19 protein-coding genes are annotated in these 20,112 nt (G+C 50.5%); 11 read left to right on the top strand and 8 right to left on the bottom strand.

Annotated elements, in window-relative coordinates; all coding sequences use genetic code 11:
- Window positions 1–26: 26 nt before the first annotated feature.
- The 3 genes from CZ360_RS07990 to CZ360_RS07980 form a co-directional block, all read right to left on the bottom strand.
- Window positions 27–746 (bottom strand): ComF family protein, encoded by a 720-nt coding sequence (locus CZ360_RS07990; RefSeq protein ID WP_077533623.1) that lies wholly within the window; start codon window positions 744–746, stop codon window positions 27–29.
- Entirely contained in the window at window positions 743–2,950 is a 2,208-nt protein-coding gene (gene recD2, locus CZ360_RS07985) for an SF1B family DNA helicase RecD2 (protein ID WP_077533622.1), read from the bottom strand. Before recD2 ends, CZ360_RS07990 begins: the two co-directional genes overlap by 4 nt.
- Window positions 2,951–3,019: 69 nt before the next feature.
- Complete coding sequence (locus CZ360_RS07980; RefSeq protein ID WP_077533621.1) at window positions 3,020–3,373, bottom strand: hypothetical protein; 354 nt, start codon at window positions 3,371–3,373, stop codon at window positions 3,020–3,022.
- Between the two features lie 139 nt (window positions 3,374–3,512).
- Between CZ360_RS07980 and CZ360_RS07975 the strand changes: the two genes are divergently transcribed.
- Entirely contained in the window at window positions 3,513–3,908 is a 396-nt protein-coding gene (locus CZ360_RS07975) for a TM2 domain-containing protein (protein WP_077533620.1), read from the top strand.
- Between the two features lie 70 nt (window positions 3,909–3,978).
- Here the strand turns inward: CZ360_RS07975 and CZ360_RS07970 are convergent, their stop codons facing one another.
- Complete coding sequence (locus tag CZ360_RS07970) at window positions 3,979–5,358, bottom strand: glycine--tRNA ligase (protein ID WP_077533619.1); 1,380 nt, start codon at window positions 5,356–5,358, stop codon at window positions 3,979–3,981.
- 170 nt (window positions 5,359–5,528) lie between these two features.
- Here CZ360_RS07970 and prmA point away from each other — a divergent pair, with 170 nt between their 5' ends.
- The 9 genes from prmA (at window position 5,529) to CZ360_RS07925 (ending at window position 15,524) form a co-directional block, all read left to right on the top strand.
- Window positions 5,529–6,476 (top strand): 50S ribosomal protein L11 methyltransferase, encoded by a 948-nt coding sequence (gene prmA, locus CZ360_RS07965; protein WP_077533618.1) that lies wholly within the window; start codon window positions 5,529–5,531, stop codon window positions 6,474–6,476.
- A 33-nt stretch (window positions 6,477–6,509) separates the two neighbouring features.
- Complete coding sequence (locus CZ360_RS07960; RefSeq protein ID WP_077533617.1) at window positions 6,510–7,163, top strand: HAD-IA family hydrolase; 654 nt, start codon at window positions 6,510–6,512, stop codon at window positions 7,161–7,163.
- Window positions 7,156–7,911 carry a DUF8091 domain-containing protein gene (locus tag CZ360_RS07955; protein ID WP_229408017.1) on the top strand — a complete coding sequence of 252 codons (756 nt, stop codon included), beginning with the start codon at window positions 7,156–7,158 and terminating at the stop codon, window positions 7,909–7,911. Before CZ360_RS07960 ends, CZ360_RS07955 begins: the two co-directional genes overlap by 8 nt.
- Window positions 7,904–8,836 carry a radical SAM protein gene (locus CZ360_RS07950; protein ID WP_077533616.1) on the top strand — a complete coding sequence of 311 codons (933 nt, stop codon included), beginning with the start codon at window positions 7,904–7,906 and terminating at the stop codon, window positions 8,834–8,836. Before CZ360_RS07955 ends, CZ360_RS07950 begins: the two co-directional genes overlap by 8 nt.
- 79 nt (window positions 8,837–8,915) lie before the next feature.
- Window positions 8,916–9,578 (top strand): orotate phosphoribosyltransferase, encoded by a 663-nt coding sequence (gene pyrE, locus CZ360_RS07945; RefSeq protein ID WP_077533615.1) that lies wholly within the window; start codon window positions 8,916–8,918, stop codon window positions 9,576–9,578.
- Window positions 9,579–9,671: 93 nt separating this feature from the next.
- Window positions 9,672–11,084, top strand: coding sequence for an MATE family efflux transporter (locus CZ360_RS07940; RefSeq protein WP_077533614.1), 1,413 nt, complete (start codon window positions 9,672–9,674; stop codon window positions 11,082–11,084).
- Window positions 11,085–11,177: 93 nt separating this feature from the next.
- Window positions 11,178–12,653 carry a glutamate--tRNA ligase gene (gene gltX, locus CZ360_RS07935; RefSeq protein ID WP_077533613.1) on the top strand — a complete coding sequence of 492 codons (1,476 nt, stop codon included), beginning with the start codon at window positions 11,178–11,180 and terminating at the stop codon, window positions 12,651–12,653.
- Window positions 12,654–12,751: 98 nt separating this feature from the next.
- The gene (locus CZ360_RS07930; protein WP_077533612.1) at window positions 12,752–13,060 is read left to right on the top strand and encodes a putative quinol monooxygenase; all 309 of its coding nucleotides are present in this window, start codon (window positions 12,752–12,754) and stop codon (window positions 13,058–13,060) included.
- 163 nt (window positions 13,061–13,223) lie between these two features.
- Entirely contained in the window at window positions 13,224–15,524 is a 2,301-nt protein-coding gene (locus CZ360_RS07925; protein WP_077533611.1) for a SpoIIE family protein phosphatase, read from the top strand.
- Window positions 15,525–15,563: 39 nt separating this feature from the next.
- Here CZ360_RS07925 and CZ360_RS07920 read toward each other — a convergent pair whose 3' ends face one another.
- Together CZ360_RS07920 and CZ360_RS07915 are read right to left on the bottom strand one after the other, a co-directional pair.
- On the bottom strand, window positions 15,564–16,751 hold the full coding sequence (locus CZ360_RS07920) for an ABC transporter permease (RefSeq protein ID WP_077533610.1): 1,188 nt from the start codon (window positions 16,749–16,751) through the stop codon (window positions 15,564–15,566).
- 32 nt (window positions 16,752–16,783) lie between these two features.
- Window positions 16,784–17,770 carry an efflux RND transporter periplasmic adaptor subunit gene (locus CZ360_RS07915; protein ID WP_077533609.1) on the bottom strand — a complete coding sequence of 329 codons (987 nt, stop codon included), beginning with the start codon at window positions 17,768–17,770 and terminating at the stop codon, window positions 16,784–16,786.
- Window positions 17,771–17,908: 138 nt separating this feature from the next.
- Between CZ360_RS07915 and CZ360_RS14060 the strand changes: the two genes are divergently transcribed.
- Window positions 17,909–18,067: a hypothetical protein gene (locus CZ360_RS14060; RefSeq protein WP_159438182.1), complete on the top strand. Its 159-nt coding sequence runs from the start codon at window positions 17,909–17,911 to the stop codon at window positions 18,065–18,067.
- 22 nt (window positions 18,068–18,089) lie between these two features.
- Here the strand turns inward: CZ360_RS14060 and CZ360_RS07910 are convergent, their stop codons facing one another.
- Both CZ360_RS07910 and radA read right to left on the bottom strand, forming a co-directional pair.
- The gene (locus tag CZ360_RS07910) at window positions 18,090–18,695 is read right to left on the bottom strand and encodes a GNAT family N-acetyltransferase (protein ID WP_077533608.1); all 606 of its coding nucleotides are present in this window, start codon (window positions 18,693–18,695) and stop codon (window positions 18,090–18,092) included.
- A complete protein-coding gene (gene radA, locus CZ360_RS07905; RefSeq protein ID WP_162841210.1) occupies window positions 18,695–20,074 on the bottom strand; it encodes a DNA repair protein RadA in 1,380 nt (459 codons plus the stop codon). The genes CZ360_RS07910 and radA overlap by 1 nt, the downstream gene beginning before the upstream one ends.
- Window positions 20,075–20,112 lie beyond the last annotated feature (38 nt).

Raw genomic sequence — 20,112 nt, 5'->3', positions numbered from 1 at the left:
AATCTTATTTTTTATTATAACACAGGTTATATCCCTTTTTCAAGGTGCTGTCCGGAGGCTGCGCCTTTCTTTTGGACAGCATAACAAGCTGTTGATACAATCACTCGGTTTGCGCCGGCCCTCATCAGGGTTTTCGCGCATTCGTTAACAGTCGAGCCTGTCGTCAGCACATCGTCTACTAATAAAATATCCTTCCCCTTGATCATCTCCGGATTTTTGACTTTATATGCATCCTTCAAGTTATATTTTCTCTCTGTTGCAGACAAAGTATGCTGCGGTTTTGTTTCTTTTATTTTTTCAAGCAAATCCTGATAGGTTTTTTCCAGATAAAATGCGACCGACTTCGCAAGCACCGCCGCCTGGTTATATCCGCGCCCGCGCTTTTTCTTTCCGGTCATGGGCACAGCAGTTACAAGATCAAAGTCGGCTAGTCCGGATTCCTCCAGAAGCCTTGCCTGGAACCAGCCGAAATGCTCCGCGGGCTCGATATCCTGCCGTTTTAAATCGAGAATCGCCCGTTCTGTATCCTGGTTATAGCAAAAAGAAGAACAAGCCGCGTCAAAAAAGCCGCCGTTTTCCCGGCAGTTTGTCAGAACCCGGCTATCCTGACTTTCCGCTAAGTCTCTGCAGTGTTCACAGTAGTGGCGGTCATAAGGGATCACACAGCGGCAGAACGGACAGCGCGCCGGAAAAAAGGAGTGGATCAAAAACCGCTTCACCTTTCCCGGGAAATGTTCATTTCTCAAAATTCTTCCACCATCCCTACCAGCAGGTGTTTCAGATTAGTAAACCTGATTCCTTTGAGGTTGTTATTTACCATAAAAGCAACCCGCTCTTTCCGTCCGACCAAAATAACAATTTGTTTTGCCCGGGTAATCGCCGTATATAAAAGATTGCGGTAATAAAGCCTGTCGTATCCGCCCAGCACGGGAATCACCACTGCTTCAAATTCATTTCCCTGGCTTTTATGGACGGTAATGGCATAAGCAAGCTCCAATTGATCGGCTGCCATATCAAACGGATAATAGGAAAGCCTGTCCTCAAATTCCACCGCAAGGGTCTGGCTGCCGCGGTCAATCATCCGGATTGTCCCGATATCGCCGTTAAAAACACCCATGCCGCGCTCTGTATCCTTCTGCCATTCCATATCATAGTTATTCTTGATCTGCATAACCTTGTCTCCGACACGGTAGGTATAAAGCCCGGCCTTAAATTCCGTTTTGCCCGGTGCCGGCGGGTTTAGCTGTTCCTGCAGTCTGCTGTTCAGCTCTTCTACGCCGAGTTCCCCGCGCCTTTGCGGGCAGAGCACCTGGATGTCGTCCAGCGGGGAATACTGATACCGGTTAGGCAATCTGCGGCAGACCAGGTCAATCACCGTCTGCGATACCGCCGGGGCATTCTGCCGCGGAAGGAAGAAAAAGTCCCCGTCCTTCCGGGAGAGGTCAGGTACTGTCCCCTCTACGATCCGGTGCGCGTTCAGAACAATATTGCTCTGTGCGGCCTGGCGGAAAATCTGCTCCAGCCGTACCGTCGGAACCACCTCGCTCGCCAGCAGATCGTGCAGGACATTCCCGGCGCCCACAGAGGGAAGCTGGTTATAGTCTCCTACCAGGATCAGCTTTGCTCCCGGCTTCATGGCGCGCAGCAGCGCGTCGAACAGCAGGACATCCACCATCGACATTTCATCGATGACCACCGCGTCATTTAAAAGCGGCTCCTGTTCATTCTTGGCAAAACGGGGATTCCCGTCCCCCATCTCTACCTCCAGCAGGCGGTGGATGGTTTTGGCTTCCCGTCCGGTCACCTCGCTGATCCGTTTTGCCGCACGACCGGTCGGCGCGGCGATTGCAATATCCTTCCCGCAGTATTCCAATACGTCAATAATTCCGTTCAGCGTAGTGGTTTTCCCGGTACCGGGACCACCGGTCAGGATAAAAATTTCATTCATCAGAGCTTCCCGGATCGCCTTCTTCTGCAAATCCTCATACCGCAGCTTTTTTTCTTCCTCAACCTGACGGATCACGAAGTCGATTTGCGGCGCTTCCATCGGCGGTACGCTCACCATCAGCGATATTCGGGACGCGATATATTGCTCCGCCGCAAAAAGCTCCGGCAGGGCAAGATATTCCTTTTTCTTCCGCAGCCGTACAAGATCTCCCTGCCGTACAATCGTTTCCAGTTTTTCCTCAATGGTTTGGGCCGGAAGCTCCAGCAGCTTTTCCGCAGCCTGATAAAGCTTTGAACAGGGCAGGCAGGTATGCCCGTTACCAATATTATGTACCAGGATACAGCCCAGCCCTGCAGAGATACGAAGCTCGCTGTCCCGGGGAATGTTCTGATCCTCCGCAATGCGGTCTGCCAGGGAAAAATCGAGCTGGAACAGGCTCCCGCAGAGCAGATAAGGATTTTCACGGAGCAGCTCCGCAGACAAAACGCCCCATTTTTTCCAGACCTTCACGCTCATCGCAGGCGGGACACCGTAAGCGGAAAGGAAGATCATCAGATTCCGTACACCAAAAACCTGCCGCACCTCTTCCGCCAGCTCCCGGCTCTTTTTCAGCGTGATGCCTTTCACCTCCGCCAGACGTTCCGGCTGTTCTTCCATAATCTGAAGGGTATCCTTTCCGAACCGTTCCACAATCCGCCGTGCAATCGCCGGGCCGATTCCCTTGATCGTCCCGGAAGCCAGATATTTGCAGATTGCATTCTCGGTTGCAGGCATTTTCTGTTCGCAGGTTTCCACACGGAACTGGTATCCATAGGTCGCATGGGTGGTATAATACCCCATCATGCTCAGTTCTGTCCCCTCCTGTACATCGGGAATATTCCCTACTGCGCAGACGAGCTCATCTCCAGTTGCCACCTCAATGACCGCAAACCCGTTTTCCTTGTTCGCGAAAACAATGTGCTCCACACTGCCGCAAAGGTTAATCAGTTCTTTCTCCGCCATACCCTGTTTCGGTTCCCTTGTGAACCGCGTCCTTTCTTTGCAGAATCGTAGTTTTATTATAGTATATTTTTACCTGCTTTGCAAACAAATGTTTTCCCGAATCTTTCCCAGCAGCTCTTCCTGTTTGCAGAGATAAACGCCGTCGATATCCTGCACCAGAATTTCCGCAATCCTCCTGCTTTCCTGGCTCATACCGAGATCAACAAGAAAAACCCGGCAATCTGACCGGTAGCGCCAGTTCTGCTCATGCCTGATCCGCCGAACCGAAAACTCTAAATCCGGAAGCTCCCCCTTCAGCGGCATGACAATCACCGCTTCGTCCTGTTTTTGCCTGCTGAAAGCAAAACGGCAGAGACAGGCGATCAGCTCCACAACGCCGAAAATGGCCAGCCCAATTAAAAACGACAGCATCAGATCATTCATCACAAACTCCCCTTTTTCAAAAATAAATCATTTTCCTGCTTTATACTATGTTTTTACAGAAAAAGGGGTGAAAAATAAATTGTTTTTCAGATATTTTTATGATACTATTAATAGATAAGAGCAATACAGGAGGTTCCTTATGAAAAAATGCGATAACTGCGGAGCTCCGTTTGACGGCGGCGTCTGCCCCTACTGCGGCCAGGCGGCAGAGCATACCGGCGCTTCCGATCCAGCGAGCTTCAACACCGGATTCCAGCAAAATACGGCGCCGATTTATCATACTGCACAGCAGCCGACCGCCGCTCCATACAGCCAGCCAACACCGGCAGCCAGCCCAAAAAGCAAATGGACGGCATTCTTCCTTTGCCTGTTTCTGGGATACTTTGGGATACACCGGTTCTATATTGGTAAAATCGGGATGGGCGTACTGTATCTATTCACCTATGGCCTGTTTGGTATCGGCTGGATTGTCGACCTGATTATGATTGCAACCGGAAAAATGCAGGACAGTAACGGCCTGTATCTGGAAAAATAAGCCCGGCTTTTAAAATTATTCCTGCAATAAGCAAAAGATCCCTGCGGATTCTTTCCGCAGGGATCTTCATTTAAAATTTTAAGCGCTTAGAGATATAGTGTATCAATTCATCAACCTTAACCCGTTCCTGTTCCATGGTATCGCGGTCACGGATTGTGACGCAGCCATCCTCAAGGGAATCAAAGTCAAAGGTGATGCAGAACGGCGTTCCGATCTCATCCTGACGGCGGTACCGTTTCCCAATAGAACCCGCTTCGTCATAATCAACGCGGAAATACCTTGAGAGCTTATCATACACTTCCAGCGCCTGCTCAGACAGCTTTTTAGAAAGCGGGAGGACGCAAGCCTTAAACGGAGCCAGCGCAGGATGCAGATGCATTACCACACGGGTATCCTTTTCATCGATCTGCTCCTCGTCATACGCCTCGCACAGGAAAGCAAGCGCAACGCGGTCAGCACCCAGAGACGGTTCCACGACATACGGCACATACCGCTCGTTGGTTTCCGGATCAAAATAATCAAGGCTCTTAGAAGAATGGCTGATATGCTGTTTTAAGTCAAAATCAGTCCGGTCGGCAATTCCCCACAGCTCGCCCCAGCCAAACGGGAACATAAATTCAATATCAGTGGTCGCGTTGGAATAGTGGGAAAGTTCTTCCTGCTCGTGGTCGCGCAGCTTGATATTCTCTTCTTTGATTCCCAGGGAAAGCAGCCAGTTTTTACAGGTATCCTTCCAATAAGCAAACCATTCCAGATCAGTTCCCGGCTTGCAGAAGAATTCCATCTCCATCTGTTCAAATTCACGGGTACGGAAGGTAAAGTTTCCGGGGGTAATCTCATTCCGGAAGGATTTCCCGACCTGGCAGACCCCAAACGGCAGTTTTTTCCGGGTAGTCCGCTGAATATTGGAAAAGTTTACAAAAATCCCCTGCGCGGTTTCCGGACGAAGGTAAATTTCATTCTTTGCATCCTCTGTTACACCCTGATAGGTTTTAAACATCAGGTTAAATTTCCGGATATCGGTAAAATTGGTTTTTCCGCAGTTCGGGCAGGTCACTCCCTTTTCCTTGATGAATTCCATCATCTGTGCGTCAGTCCAGCCTGCCGGATTTTCCCCGGTTTGGTCTTCAATGAGCTGGTCCGCGCGGTGGCGGGTCTTGCATTCTTTGCAGTCCATCAGCGGGTCGGAAAATCCCCCGACATGCCCGGAAGCCACCCATGCCTGCGGATTCATCAGGATCGCTGCGTCCAGCCCGACGTTATAGCGGGATTCCTGCACAAATTTTTGCCACCATGCCTTTTTTACATTATTTTTAAACTCAACGCCAAGCGGGCCGTAATCCCAGGTATTAGACAATCCCCCATAAATCTCGCTGCCCGGATAAACAAAGCCCCTGCCTTTGCAGAGCGCGACAATTTTTTCCATCGTTTTTTCGCTATTTTTCAGCATACCCATAACCTCCGTCTAATATACATATTCCTATTTTAAGTCAGCGGCGCCATAAAGTCAAGCGCGTATTCCGCCGCCGCCCAACATGCCGGCTATATTTCACCCGTGCAAAATCCGGATTTTTATGATACAATAAAATCAGAAGGACTTTATGAAGGAAGGAAAAACGTATGGAATGGACACAGATTAAGCTCTATACAGCGACTCCGGCTATTGAGATTGTTTCAGGATATCTGATTTCGCACGGTCTGCGCGGATTAATGATTGAGGACGCAGAGGATTTTAACGATTTTCTGGAGGATACCACTGTCCACTGGGACTACATCGATGATGAGCTGATGAAATTGAAGGAATGTGAAACCGCCATTGTGTTTTATATTCCCGACAATCTGCAGGGATTGGAAATGCTGGGCGGAATCCGCAATGGGATTGAGGCCCTGAGAAACGAGGCGCCGGAGATTGATTTCGGAAGGCTTGCCTTTGAAAGCGAACAGATCAAAGAAGAGGATTGGGAAACCGCCTGGAAAAAGTATTACCATCCTGTCCGGATCGGGAAACATCTGGTTGTCTGCCCCTGCTGGGAGGAATGCGAGCTGGATGACGGCGATATCCGGGTTACGTTAGACCCCGGCATGGCGTTCGGAACCGGGACGCACGAAACCACCCGCCTGTGCATGCAGTTCCTGGAAGAGGCCATTACCCCGGACAGCAGCGTGTTGGATATCGGGACGGGCAGCGGGATTTTGGCTACCACCGCGCTCCTGCTGGGTGCAGAATCCGCAGTCGGGGTGGACATCGACGAGCTCGCTGTCAAAATCGCGCAGGAAAACGCCGATTTAAACGGCGTTGGCGACCGGATCAGGCTTTATTGCGGCGACCTGACCGAGCAGGTGAACGGTACCTTTGATGTGATCTGCGCCAATATTGTCGCGGACGTGCTGATCCGCCTGAGCCAAACGGTCACCCGGTTCATGCGGCCGGATACCATCCTGATCGTCTCCGGAATTATCGAAGACCGGTTCGGAGACGTCACTGCCGCTATGGAACAGGCCGGCCTGCGTATCACCGGTAAAAAGCAGGAAAACGACTGGGTTTCCCTACAGCTTTGCCTGGCTTAGCCTATATTCAAACTTGGAAAGGAATCAGCCGATATGAAATACCGCACATTGCTGTTTGATTTGGATGGAACGCTGACCGACTCGTTTGAAGGAATTACCAAAAGCGTTCAGTATGCGCTCTCTCACTTCGGAATCGAGGTGGATGACCTGACAGAGCTGAAATGCTTTATCGGGCCTTCCCTTTATGATTCTTTTACAGAATTTTATCACATGGATCATGAAACTGCCCTGCTCGCAGTAGAAAAATACCGGGAGCGGTTTCGGGAAACCGGAATTTATGAAAACAAGCTCTATGACGGAGCCGCTGAAATGCTGGAGTCCCTTCATCGGGCTGGTTTTACCATCTGTACTGCTTCCGCGAAACCGGAGGTATTTGTCCGCAGAGTGCTTGATTATTTTAAGCTCACTCCCTATTTTGATTTTATTGCAGGCAGTCTCTTCGATGGAACACGGAAAGAAAAAATTGATGTGATCCGCTATGTGCTGGAGCAGCAACAGATTACCGACCTTTCCTCCACCTTGATGATCGGAGACCGGAAGCACGACGCCGAGGGCGCGCAGCTTGCCGGCCTCCCATTCTGCGGAGTCCTATATGGATTCGGTGGAGAAGAAGAGCTTGCCGCTTACCCGCATGTATATCTGGCAGAGTCAGCCGCTGACCTGGAGGAGTTTTTGATTCATGGATAATCTGCGCTTTGCCTCTGTCTGCGAAGCAATCACCGGACAAACTCCCGATTCCGGTGGGATCGGTACGCTTGGCGAAAAGACGCTTCACGCGGTCTTAAAGCACTACATAGAACCGGACTCCCGATGTCATGAAATCCCGGTAGGCGGATTTGTCGCGGACATCAAAAACGCGGACGGCATCATAGAAATCCAGACCCGCTCTCTTGACCGTCTGCTGAAAAAGCTTCCCGGCTTATTGCAGACAGGCCCGGTTACTGTCGTATATCCCCTGCCCTGCCGGAAAACTGTTTCCTGGATCGATCCGGATACCGGGGAGGTGACCAAGGCGCGGCGCTCTCCCAAAACCGGGCTGCCCTATGACTCGTTTCGGGAGCTTTATAAGCTCCGCACCATCCTGCCCAGCCAAAACCTGACCATCCGCCTGATGATGATCGACATGGCGGAATATCGCTATCTGAACGGCTGGAGCCGGGACAGAAAAAGAGGTTCCAGCCGCTGTGACCGGGTTCCCGAGCAGATCGCCGCAGAATATTTTCTCTCTGAGGCCGACGATTTCCGGCTGCTGCTGCCGCCGGGACTTCCCGCGCCCTTTACTGCCAAAGAATTCCGGAAAGCCGCCAAAGTATCCGAGCGCGGAGCCGGCTGCGGGATCGCCCTGCTCCGCTCCCTGGGAATTATCACGATGTGCTGCAAAGAGGGACGCGCCTATCTCTACCGGGAAACCGGAAAGGATGAAACAAATGAATGAGGACACAAAACGTCTCCTGACAGTCTGCCGTCTTTGTCCCAGAAGCTGCGGCGCAAACCGGCTGGGCGGTGAACACGGCTTCTGCAAAGCCGGTGCTGAGATTAAGGCGGCGCGGGCTGCTCTTCATTACTGGGAAGAGCCCTGCTTATCCGGAGAATCAGGCTCCGGAACTGTTTTTTTCTCCCACTGCACTCTGCGCTGCGTTTACTGCCAAAACTACGAAATCAGCTGCGGCGGCTTTGGAATTCCATTAACTGAAACAGAGCTTGCTTCCATTTTTCTGTCCCTGCAGGAGCAGGGCGCGCTGAATATCAATCTCGTCACACCGACCCATTATGTGCCGCAGATCATCGAAGCGCTGTCCCTAGCCCGGAAGCAGGGGCTTTACCTGCCGGTAGTCTATAATTCCAGCGGGTATGAATCGGCTGAAACCCTGCGCATGCTCGACGGACTGGTTGATATTTACCTGCCTGATCTCAAATATTTCTCGGATGAGCTGGCACAGACGTACTCCAACGCGCCGGGATACTTTTCTATCGCTGTCAAAGCAATTCAGGAAATGATCCGTCAGGTCGGTCTGCCCAAATTTGAGAAGGATGGGCGGATGCGCAAAGGGGTGATTGTCCGCCATCTGATCCTGCCCGGCTGTCTTGCGGATACCAAAGAGGTAATTCATGCTGTCGGCGAATACTTCGGCAGACAGGTGCTGTTCAGCCTGATGAGCCAGTATACGCCGACTCAGGCTGTCTCCGGGCATCCAACCCTTTCGCAGACAATCAGCGAAGCGGAATACCTTGCTGCCCAGGAATGGATGAAGGAATATGGGGTTACGGAGGGATTTCTGCAGGAGGGCAGCGCGGCGAGCGAAAGCTTTATCCCTTCCTTTTCCCTGGAAGGACTAAAGCCTTATCGAAAGGAGAGTTGAACTGCCTGCAGTTTTGCGCTATAATAAAATCATAAAATGAAAAGATTACCAGAAACAAATAAAGAGAGGAACGATACCGATGCTGACTTCTGCAAAAAAAGAATTTATTACCTTTATGATGAGCGCCGATGTCCTTCGTTTCGGCGAATTCAAGACAAAGAGCGGGCGGCTGACCCCTTATTTTGTCAACACCGGCAACTATAAGACCGGGGCGCAGATTGCGACCCTCGGCAGGTTTTATGCAAACCTGATCAAAGAAACCTGTTCCGACCAGTTTGACGCAATGTTCGGCCCGGCCTATAAGGGCATCCCGCTTGCGACCGCCGCAGCCGCTTCCCTGGCAAGAGACCATGGGATTGACAAGCCGTATTTCTTTAACCGGAAAGAGGTAAAAGACCATGGAGAGGGAGGAAGTCTTGTCGGTTACAAGCCGGTGGACGGCGACCGGGTTATCATCATTGAGGATGTAATCACCGCCGGGACGGCAATCCGTGAAACCATGCCGGTTCTGACCGGATGCGCCAAGGTAACAGTACCGGATATGTTCATCTCCGTCAACCGCTGTGAAGTCGGGCAGAATGCCGGAAAAACGGCCGTCATGGAAGTCTACGATGAATTCGGCATCCAGGTGCATCCGATTGTCACCGTCGAAGATATCCATGCATTTTTACAGGCAGAAGGATACGACAAGGACATCCTATCCCGGATGGAACAATATATGGAGCAATACTGCATCTTTTAACAGCCGAATAGCTTACAGTCCGGAAGAAGCATTCCCCTTTCTTTCGGGCTGTCTTTCTTCATCACTTTCTGAGAAAAGAGGTTTCATGTCATCATGATAAAGCAGCTCGCGCGGCGGTTTTTTGGCTGTGCCAACGTGGTAAAGCCAGCCGAAGCAGTGGGTGAAATACCGCCGCCGTCCCAATTATACCGGGATGCATTTCACATAGCCTGGCCTTCTGTCCTGGAATCTGTGCTGATCAACATGATTTCTCTGGTGGACACCATGATGGTGGGCGTCCTCGGGCCGGAATCTATCTCCGCAGTCGGGATAACCGCCCAGCCCCGGTTTGTGGTTTTGGCAGCAATCCTTTCCTTTAATGTCGGCGTTACTGCTGTTGTGTCCCGTTTTAAGGGTGCGGATGACCAGGAAAGCGCCAACCGCTGCCTGAAGCAGTGCCTTTTGGTCTGCACCTGTATGGCGGCTGTGCTTGCAGTATTAGGCGCGGTATTCGCCCGGCCGTTTTTGCAGTTCGCGGGCGCGGGGCCGGACATAATAGAGGATTCTGTCGGCTATTTCCGCATCATTATGGTCAGTGTATTCTTTAACGGGATCAGCGTGACCATCAATGGGGCGCAGCGCGGAGTTGGAAATACAAAAATCTCTATGCAAACCAACTTAAGCGCCAATGTTGTTAACATCATCTTTAATTTCTTCTTGATCAACGGCGTTTGGATTTTCCCGAAGCTTGGGGTGCGCGGAGCGGCTATTGCGACGGTAATCGGCGATTCTGTTTCCCTGACTCTCGCCATCCTTTCGATCACGCATCGGCAGGGTTTCCTCAACATCCTTCGCTCCAAAACTTCATGGTTTCCAGACAAGGAAACCATGCGCGGTGTCTGGAATGTAGGCCTAAGCGCCCTGGTGGAACAGCTCTGCATGCGCTTTGGCTTCTTCACCTATGTAAAAATTGTCTCCAGCCTCGGAACCATCGCCTTTGCAACCCATCAAATCTGCATGAACGTTTTAAGCATCTCCTTTGGCTTCGGAGATGGATTACAGATCGCATCCGCCTCACTGGTAGGACAGCGCCTCGGCGCCAAACGGCCGGATCTCGCAAAAATTGTAGTCGCCGTCAACCAGCGGATCGGGATGGTTATCGCGACGATCCTCGTCATTATCTTTGTTATTGGCCGGAAAGGCATCGTCGGATTGTTCACCACCGACCAATCTATCATTGAGCAAGGCGCGGTTTTGATGATTATCATGGCCTTTAGCATCCATGCCCAGATCTGCCAGGTGGTAACCTCGGGGAGCCTGCGGGGCGCCGGGGACACCAAATACACCGCCATGGTTTCCCTGATCAGCATTGCAATCTTCCGTCCGCTGATCACCTATGTTTTGTGCTATCCGTTTGGGCTTGGGCTTGTCGGTGCATGGTATTCGCTGGTGATCGACCAGTTTACCCGGCTGGTTTTAGTCATGATCCGTTTCCGGCAGGGAAAATGGACGGGATTAAAGCTATAAACAGTTATTGACAAACCCTTTCAGGGAATGATAAAATATGATATTGGTATCTGTTACACAGATTGAGTTAAAAGAGAAAGGAAACTAAGGTTTATGACTTTTGATACTGTCAGAACACGTTTCGCCCCCAGCCCAACCGGATATATGCATGTTGGGAACCTGCGGACTGCGTTATATGCTTATCTGCTGGCGAAAAAAAACAACGGCACCTTTATTTTGAGAATTGAAGACACAGACCAGGAGCGCTATGTGGAAGGCGCTGTGGATATTATTTATAACACCCTGCGCCAGACCGGATTGGTCTGGGACGAAGGTCCGGATATCGGCGGCCCGGTTGGCCCGTATATCCAAAGCGAACGGATGGGAATGTTCAAGGAGTACGCAGAGCAGCTCGTCAAAAGCGGGCATGCCTATTACTGCTTCTGCGATAAGGATCGTCTGACGGAGCTGCGGGAAATCCAGCAGGCCTCCGGAATTGCGCCGAAATATGACGGACACTGCCGCGACCTCTCCCCGGAAGAAATCCAGGAAAAGCTTGACGCAGGAATCCCGTATGTCATCCGGCAGAAGATGCCGCGGGAAGGCACCACATCGTTTTATGACGAGGTTTTTGGTACGATCACCGTAGAAAACTCCACGCTGGACGATCAGATTCTGATTAAGACTGACGGAATGCCGACCTATAACTTCGCGAATGTTGTGGACGACCATACCATGGGAATCACCCATGTAATCCGTGGGAATGAATACCTCTCCTCTACCCCGAAATACAACCTCCTATACGAGGCATTCGGATGGAAAATCCCAACCTATATTCACTGTTCCCCGGTTATGAAGGATTCTACCCACAAGCTCTCCAAAAGAAACGGCGACGCTTCCTTTGAGGATTTGATCGCCAAGGGGTATTTAACAGAAGCTGTAATCAACTACATTGCCCTGCTTGGCTGGGCGCCAAAGGGTGAAAATGAAATCTTTACCCTTGAGGAGCTCTGCCAGGAATTTGATGTAGGCGGCATTTCCAAATCGCCGGCAATCTTTGATACACAGAAACTGAAAGCAATCAACGGCGCTTATATCCGAAAATTAAGCCTGGATGAGTTTATGGAAAAAGCAATGCCATACATCCGCCAGACCTGCAAGCGGGAAGACGTCGATATGAAAACCCTTTGCGAAATGCTTCAGCCTCGGACGGAGCTCTTTACCGATATTCCGGACCAGGTCGATTTTATCGATGCGTTGCCGGATTATGACCTCCAGATGTACTGCCATAAAAAAATGAAAACCAATCTCGAAAATTCTCTCATGGCGCTGACAGAGCTGCTGCCTGTTTTGGAAAATATTCCAAACGAAAACTGGAATCTTGATACAATTCACGAGGCTTGCTTTGAGCTAATCGGGAAGCTCGGTGTAAAAAATGGAGTCGTCCTCTGGCCGCTGCGGACTGCCATTTCCGGAAAACAGTTTACCCCTGGCGGCGGGATCGACCTTGCTGAAATCCTCGGAAAGGAAACCACCATCGAGCGAATCAAGGACGGTATTTCTCGTTTGACTGCCGCGCAGGAGGCATAAATCCAGAAACAGAGACGGTGCAGTAAAAGGATCATGACCGCTTCAAATTATACTTGTTTAAAAACCAGCTCCAAGCTTATGGGAAAGGAAGATTAGCCATGACAGAGCAGTCACAGCTCGTAATATTAGTCCGTTACCGAATCAAGGAGGGCAAACGGGAAGAATTTCTTGCCCGCTTTCTGGAAGAGAAAATTCTAGTCTCCTCGCAGAATGAAAAAGGCAATCTAAAATATGAATGCTCATTGCCGATAGATTCTGAATGCGATCTTTTCCTGACAGAGCTGTGGGAAAATGAGCAGGCCCAGCTAGCGCATGGGAAAACCGCTCATTATGCAAAGCTCACAGCTTTGAAACAGGAATATGTCGAGGATGTCTCCATCCAAAAATATTTCATTGAAAACAACTAAATCGAATTATCAGAGGAAGGCTGCCAAAATACTGGCGGCCTTCCTCTTTTTCTCCCATTTATTACCAAAAACGCCTTGCCTTTCTGACAATTTTTACAATGGACAAGCCATATAATGGTAGTTGCCAAAATAACAAGCTTTACATCAGGGAGGCAAAATCATTATGAAAACACAGGCAATTCATTCTCGTACCAAACCGACTGTGTCCCGCCAGGGAAAACAGGTTATGTTCCGCGCGGCTATCATCGCAGCGCTCTCTTTTTTCCTTCCGCAATCTAAAATATTAGGCGGGATCGCGCCCTTTGCCGTTGCTCTGACCGCCTGTTTACCGCTAAAATATTCTGTCATCACTGCGGTTGGCTCCCTGCTTGGCTATTTGACTCTGGGGCTGGATGAGACAAACATGATTTACCTTTTCATCCTAGGCACTGCCCTGGGACTGAAAATCATCCTTCAGCGCACTCGTTTTCGGGAAGGTCTCGCCTCCAGCGCAGCTATTTCTTTTCTGGCGTTTTTGATGGTCAGCCTGGCCGGGTTCTTCGTATTGGATTACTCCTCATCCGATTTGGTGCTGCGGATCTGCGAAAGCGTCATTGCCGGCGGGATTAGCTGCTTCCTGTATTTAGCGACTTCGGCAGTCTTTCGTCACGATGCCCTTTCTCAATACAGTAAAATTGAAATTGCTTCTCTTGGCATTCTCCTGATGATTGCTGTAATTGGACTGTGCGGGGTAAAGCTCTATGGGTTCAATCTTGGCATCATATTTGGGACGCTCTGCCTTTTTGTTACAGTAACTCATTTCGGACTGAACGGGGCCGCAGTGGGCGGAATCATCCTTGCGATTTCCCTCTGCCTTTACAGCGTCGATTTTCTTCCGATCAGCGCAGTACTTCTCGTGTCCGGATTTTTAGCCGGGCTCTTCCGTATTATTGGAAAATTCGGACAGATCGCCGTATTCCTCGCCTGCGCTGTTTTCTCAGCCTTTGTGATCGGGATCAGCCTGGACATGCTGTTCTATCTCATGTGTATGCTGATCGCAGCGGGATTATACCTCTCTATCCCGGAACGTCTCTTCTCCTATTTCAACACCGCTGTCATCCAGGAAGAACAGGATTTTGGGATCCGCAGCCATATTGAGCACAGGCTGGAATTTGCCGCGGAAACTATCCAGGACTTACAAAATTCCCTGGTGCGTGTCTCCAAGGGTCTGCGTGCTTCCGACCGGGCTGACTTTTCCATCGTCTGCAACAAAACGGCCTCTCAGGTTTGCCAGAGCTGCCCGATGCGTTTAACCTGCTGGGATAACCATTACAACGAGACGGCTGATGCCTTCCAGAAACTATTCAGCCTTTATAAAAACGGCTTGACTGCTACAGAAGACCATTTAAAATCCTTCCGGCAGCTCAATTGCTGCCGGTCTGCCTCTCTCTTACAAAAGATGGAGGAGGTTTACCGCGAAAATCTCACCCGCGACTCGGTCAACCGAAAGGCGGAGGAAGTACGAAACTTCGCCATCGAACAGCTCTCCGGTGTTTCCCAGATGCTCTGGGAGGTAAGTGAAGAAATCTCTGCCATTGAAGCGCCGGCGCCCGATGACGCGCAGATGGTACGGTCTATTTTCACAGAGCTTGCTGTAGAACCGCAGTCGGTTTTTTGTGCCGTTAACCAGTTTGACCGGATGGAGGTGGAAATCTACACCCTAGCCGGCGTACAAATCGATTTAGAAGAGCTCCGCGCCTACCTGAAAACAGCATTAAAAAGGGACTTCGCCGCGCCGTCTGTTTCTAAAATCAGCAACCGCGTAAGAATTTCCTTCTATGAAACCGCCGCCTTTACACTGGAATACGGAATCCGCCAGGCAACCAACCAGCGTGACACCGTCTGCGGGGATAGCTATGAGCACTTCCTGGATAACAAGGGAAACGCCTATTTTATCCTGAGCGACGGAATGGGAAGCGGGAAACGCGCGGCTCTGGACAGCACGATGACCTGCGGGATTATCCTAAAGCTGATTAAAGCGGGACTTGGAATGGATTCGATCCTGAAGTTTGTCAATTCTTCTTTGCAGATCAAATCTGCGGAGGAGTCCCTGTCAACCATTGATATTCTCAAGCTTGATCTTTATACAGGGCAGGCGGATTTCTACAAAGCGGGCTCCGCCGCTTCCTTCGCCGTCATGGGCGGCAATGTCGCCAAGGTAGAGACCCATTCCCTGCCTGTAGGAATTCTGCAGGGCGTGTCCTTTGACCACAAAACCCTGCTGTTAAAAGAAAACGATACCATCCTCTTAGCGTCGGATGGAATTGTAGAGCTTCCCGAACCAGAAATCTTATCCATGCTCCGCCATGGGCAGGAGCTGTCCTGCGAAGAACTGGCGGAGGAAATCAACAAGGCCGCCGAGGAAGAACTGACTCCGCATGACGACCTCACCACTATCGTGATACGGCTGGCAAAAGGAATCTAAAGGAAAAGGAACGTGCTTTTTAACACGTTCCTTTTCCTTTTATATGATCTCGTGCCGCAGCGCGTCTACCGGCTTGAGAGAGGCTGCCTTCATAGCAGGATATACCCCGAATACGATCCCGATCAAGACTGCAAAAAGGATGCATCCAATCACTGTCTGGAACGGGATCACCGGCTGAATTCCGATCACCGTACAGCCCAGCAGTGCGACCAGAATTCCTACCGCCGCCCCGATTACGGAGCCGATCAGAGTTACCAAACCGGATTCTATTAAAAATTCCGCAAGGATCATCCCCTTTGTGGCCCCGATCGATTTTTTGATTCCGATTTCCCGCGTCCGTTCACTGACAGAAACCAGCATAACAGTCATGATGGACAGTCCGGACACCATCAGGGAGATTCCTGCAATTACAGTCAGCACCGCAGTCACCATTCCCATCATCGATTCAATCATTTCCATCTGACTGTTTAAATCCTGTGCCTTGACCGCTTCCTTTACACCGTAAACATCATCAAGCCCGGCGGTCAGTTTCTCTGTGGCCATTTGGCTGTTGCCGGAGGTCTTGACCATGATCTGTCCGAGGTTGGTTTGTTCCGAAAGCGTCTGCATGGTGGTGTACGGGACATAGGTGAAGCAGGGCACCACATCCCCCATCAGGCTTTGCAAGAGATTCCCGCCGGATTTAATCACCCCTACTACCTCAAACGGACGGTACACTCCGTTAATCAGGATTTTCAATTCCTTGCCGACGATATTGGACCTCTGATAGATGCTTTGCGCATAGCTTTCGTCCACCAGACAGACCTGAGCCATCGTCGCGACGTCATTGTCATTTAAGAGCCTGCCATGAATCACCTCAACCCGAATCAGGTCGGATACGCTCTGATCCACGCCCCAGATCACGCAGTCATCCGCGCCCTGTTTCAGCTTTACTGTACTGTAGGTTACCATCAGCGGCGTCGCTGTATCCACTACACTGCTTTTCCTCAGCCAGCTAAGCTGTGATTCCGTCAGCTCTACCTGCTTTTTCTTGCTGTTTGCGCTGATTAGAATTCCGTTTGCACCCAGATCTGAAAGCTCCTCATTCACTGCTGTCTTTCCGATATGGCTGATAATGGAAATCAGAACAACCGACATCACACCGACTGCAATTCCAAAAATCGTTAAAAACGACCGCATTTTTTTCCGGGTAAGGTGCTTGAACGCATTGATAAAATAATCGATCATGACTCTGTTTCACCCTTTTTCTTTTTCTGGTGCTAATTCACTGCCAGGTTGACATATTCCCCGTCGTGGGAAACCTGGCTGATATCTTCGATAATCCATTCGTCCGGCTTCAGTCCGCCGACCACTTCCACTGAATTGGCGAGCTCCTGCCCGGTCGCAATGACCCTCATTTTCGCCTGTCCGTCCTGATAAAGGTATACATATTCCGAACCGCTGTCCTGCTGGTCGATTGCGCTGTAAGGAATGGTCATCAGCTCCTGCGTGTCGTTTAACCGAATGGTTCCGACCGTAGTATATCCGGACTTCAGGGCGGAATCCTGATCGCTGATCGAAACATAGACGTCTACCACCGTCTGCTTTGTGGTGCCGACCATTGTTTCCTTGGCAGCCGGAGAGATGGTCTGAACAGTACCGTGGTATTTTTTTTGATCCAGCGCGGACATTTTGAGGGTCACTTCCTGTCCCCTTTTTAGCTGCGCCGCATAGTCTTCCGGCACACGCAAAACCGCTCGCAGATGTTCCAGATCCGCAATGGTAGCAACCGTTTCCGTTGGCTGGGTTACCGAGCCCTTTGTCAGATTCAGCGCGCTGATTACCCCGGAAAAGTCTGCGGTAATCTGGGACGGAATCAGAGCCTCCAATTGTTCCTGGTCTATTTTAATGGATTGAAGAACGCCGCTCAGCTCATCCGGAACAGCGTCATAAAGCGAAAGCAGAGCTAATAATGCCTGCTTGGATTCTTCAAAGTCAATCTCTGCAATCACATCTCCGTTTTTTACCGTATCTCCTAAATTAACAAAAACCTCTTTTGGTACAAGCGGCAGTTGTGTAGTCAGCGAGCTTTGGCTCACTGCCTCAATCTTTCCAGTGGCACTGATTTTATCATAATAGCTGCTATAAGTAGGCTGTACCACTGTAACATCATGTAAAACAGCCCCGGTGACAATTTGCGGCAGGCTCAATGCGGCTGCCATCAGCAGGACAGTCGCTCCCAGAAGGATAGACATTCGTTTGACCATATAAAAATTCCCCTTTCAGACAATTTGCTCTAATGATAGTGTGGGTAATTTTCTGAAAATATTTCACTTCATTACAAAATAAACCGCTTTTTTTCACATATACTGTTAAAGTGATTGAAAACAGAAAGGACATGCCGAATGAATTTAATTCTTTGTTCCAAGGACTGTGTTCATCAACAGGATGGCTGCTGCAAGCTGGAAGCGAACGCCGCGCCGACCGGCAGCCATACAGAGGGATGCTGCTATTACCAGAAAATCCGCCCCGCAGCATCAAAAAAGCCGCATAAGAACCGGTAAAGTTCTTATGTGGCTTTTCCCTTTAGCTTGCACCTACCGCCGCGTTGCAGAGCGCTCTGACCTTTTCCGCCGAAAGCTCACAGATGCTGCACGGCGGCCGTTCGGGCGTATCGAATTCATGCAGGACAAGCGCCTGATATTCCACATCGCACCAGCGATTGAATTTGTATCCTGATTTCGGATGGCAGCCGACCGGCTGAAATCCAAACCGACGGTGAAAACTTTGGCTTCCCTCGTTTGGGACAGCAATAACAGCATAGGCCTGATAGTATCCCTGCGCTTGCAGAATCGGCAGCAGCGCACGATATAAAGCAGAGCCAATCCCGAACCTTCTGAATTCCTGAGCGACATAAACTGAAAGCTCGCAATCCCAGGCATAGGCGCTTCTTTCATGAAAAGAGGAGGCATAGGCATATCCTACAACCTGTCCGTTCATTTCACAAACCAGCCAGGGGAACTGTCTGAGCGTATCAGAAACCCGTTCTGCAAACTCCGGCAAACCCGGCGCCTCATATTCAAAGGTAATGACTGTTGACTCTATATAAGGGCGGTAAATTTCCAGTACAGCCGGAATATCCTCCGTCCGAATCATGCGGATTGTTTTTTCTGTCTTGCTATTCGTACCCATCAGTTGTCCAACACCTTCTTAACCGCTTCTCGAACTGTTGATACGCCGACCAGCTCAATCCCGTCGATCCCCGCGCTTTTCAGCTCCCGGAGCGCATTCTTGGAAACAATACAGGTATCAAATCCCAGCCTGCGCGCCTCCTTAACTCTGGAGATGAGATTCGTCACTCCGCGCACCTCTCCTGCCAGCCCAATTTCTCCAAAGGCAAGCACCGTCCCGGAGATTGGCTTATCCCTCAGGCTTGAAATCAAGGCGAGCGCAATGGACAAATCAGCAGCGGGCTCATCCAGCCGAAGTCCCCCGACCACATTAATATAGGCATCCAGGCTGGAAAAATAATAGCCGCACCGCTTTTCCAGCACAGCGAGAATCAGGGCCAGGCGGTTATAGTCAAAGCCGGTTGCCGTCCGCCTCGGCATACCATAGGCTGTCTTGCAGACCAGTGCCTGTACCTCCGCCAAAATCGGCCTTGTCCCTTCCATAATACAGGCGACACAGGTTCCGGAAGCGCCTTCCGGCCTTCCGTCCAGCAGCATCATAGAGGGATTTTGCACCTCCTGCAAACCGCCATCCAGCATCTCAAAGACTCCGATTTCATTGGTGGAGCCAAACCGGTTTTTTACAGCGCGCAGGATACGGAAGTTTTGGTTCCTGTCTCCCTCAAAATGCAGCACCGCATCTACAATATGCTCCAGCACCTTCGGCCCGGCAATCGCTCCGTCTTTATTCACATGCCCGACGATAATCACCGGGATATCCTCGCTCTTCGCCAAATGCAGGAACGCATTTGTACTCTCCCGTACCTGCATTACGCTTCCCGGCGATGACTGCAGCTTCTGAATATTCATTGTTTGAATTGAGTCTACCATCACGAGATCCGGCTTCTTTGCCAGAATCGTGTTTGCGATCCGTTCCACATTGGTATCGGCTAAAAGATAGAGATTTTCACTGTCTACCTTTAAGCGGTCGGCGCGCAGCTTGATCTGACGCACCGATTCTTCTCCGGACACATAAAGAATAGAGAGTGATCTCCCCAGGTATTGGCAAATCTGCAGCAACAAAGTAGACTTCCCGATTCCCGGATCACCGCCCAGGAGAACGACGGAACCTTTGACAATTCCGCCGCCCAACACCCGATCAAGTTCCGAAACGCCGGTATGAAACCGGATTTCATCGTTGACATCCACATCCCGGATTGGGCAAAGCTGGGCCTGCTCGCCATTTGCCGCAGCAACCACCTTTTTATTTGTCGGCACGGCCGGTGCAATTTCCACCTGCTCTAATGTATTCCATCCGCCGCAGCCCGGACATTTCCCATACCATTTGGGCGTCTCATAACCGCAGCCACGGCAGACATAGAGTTCCCTTGCCTTTGCCAATGTAAACATCCCCTTCCGCCAAACAGCGCCGCTCTGCT

The sequence above is a fragment of the Massiliimalia massiliensis genome (assembly GCF_900155615.1).
GTDB lineage: Bacteria > Bacillota > Clostridia > Oscillospirales > Ruminococcaceae > Massiliimalia > Massiliimalia massiliensis.
Note: the sequence above shows the minus strand (reverse complement) of the source record. Positions and strands in the feature narration are given on the sequence as shown.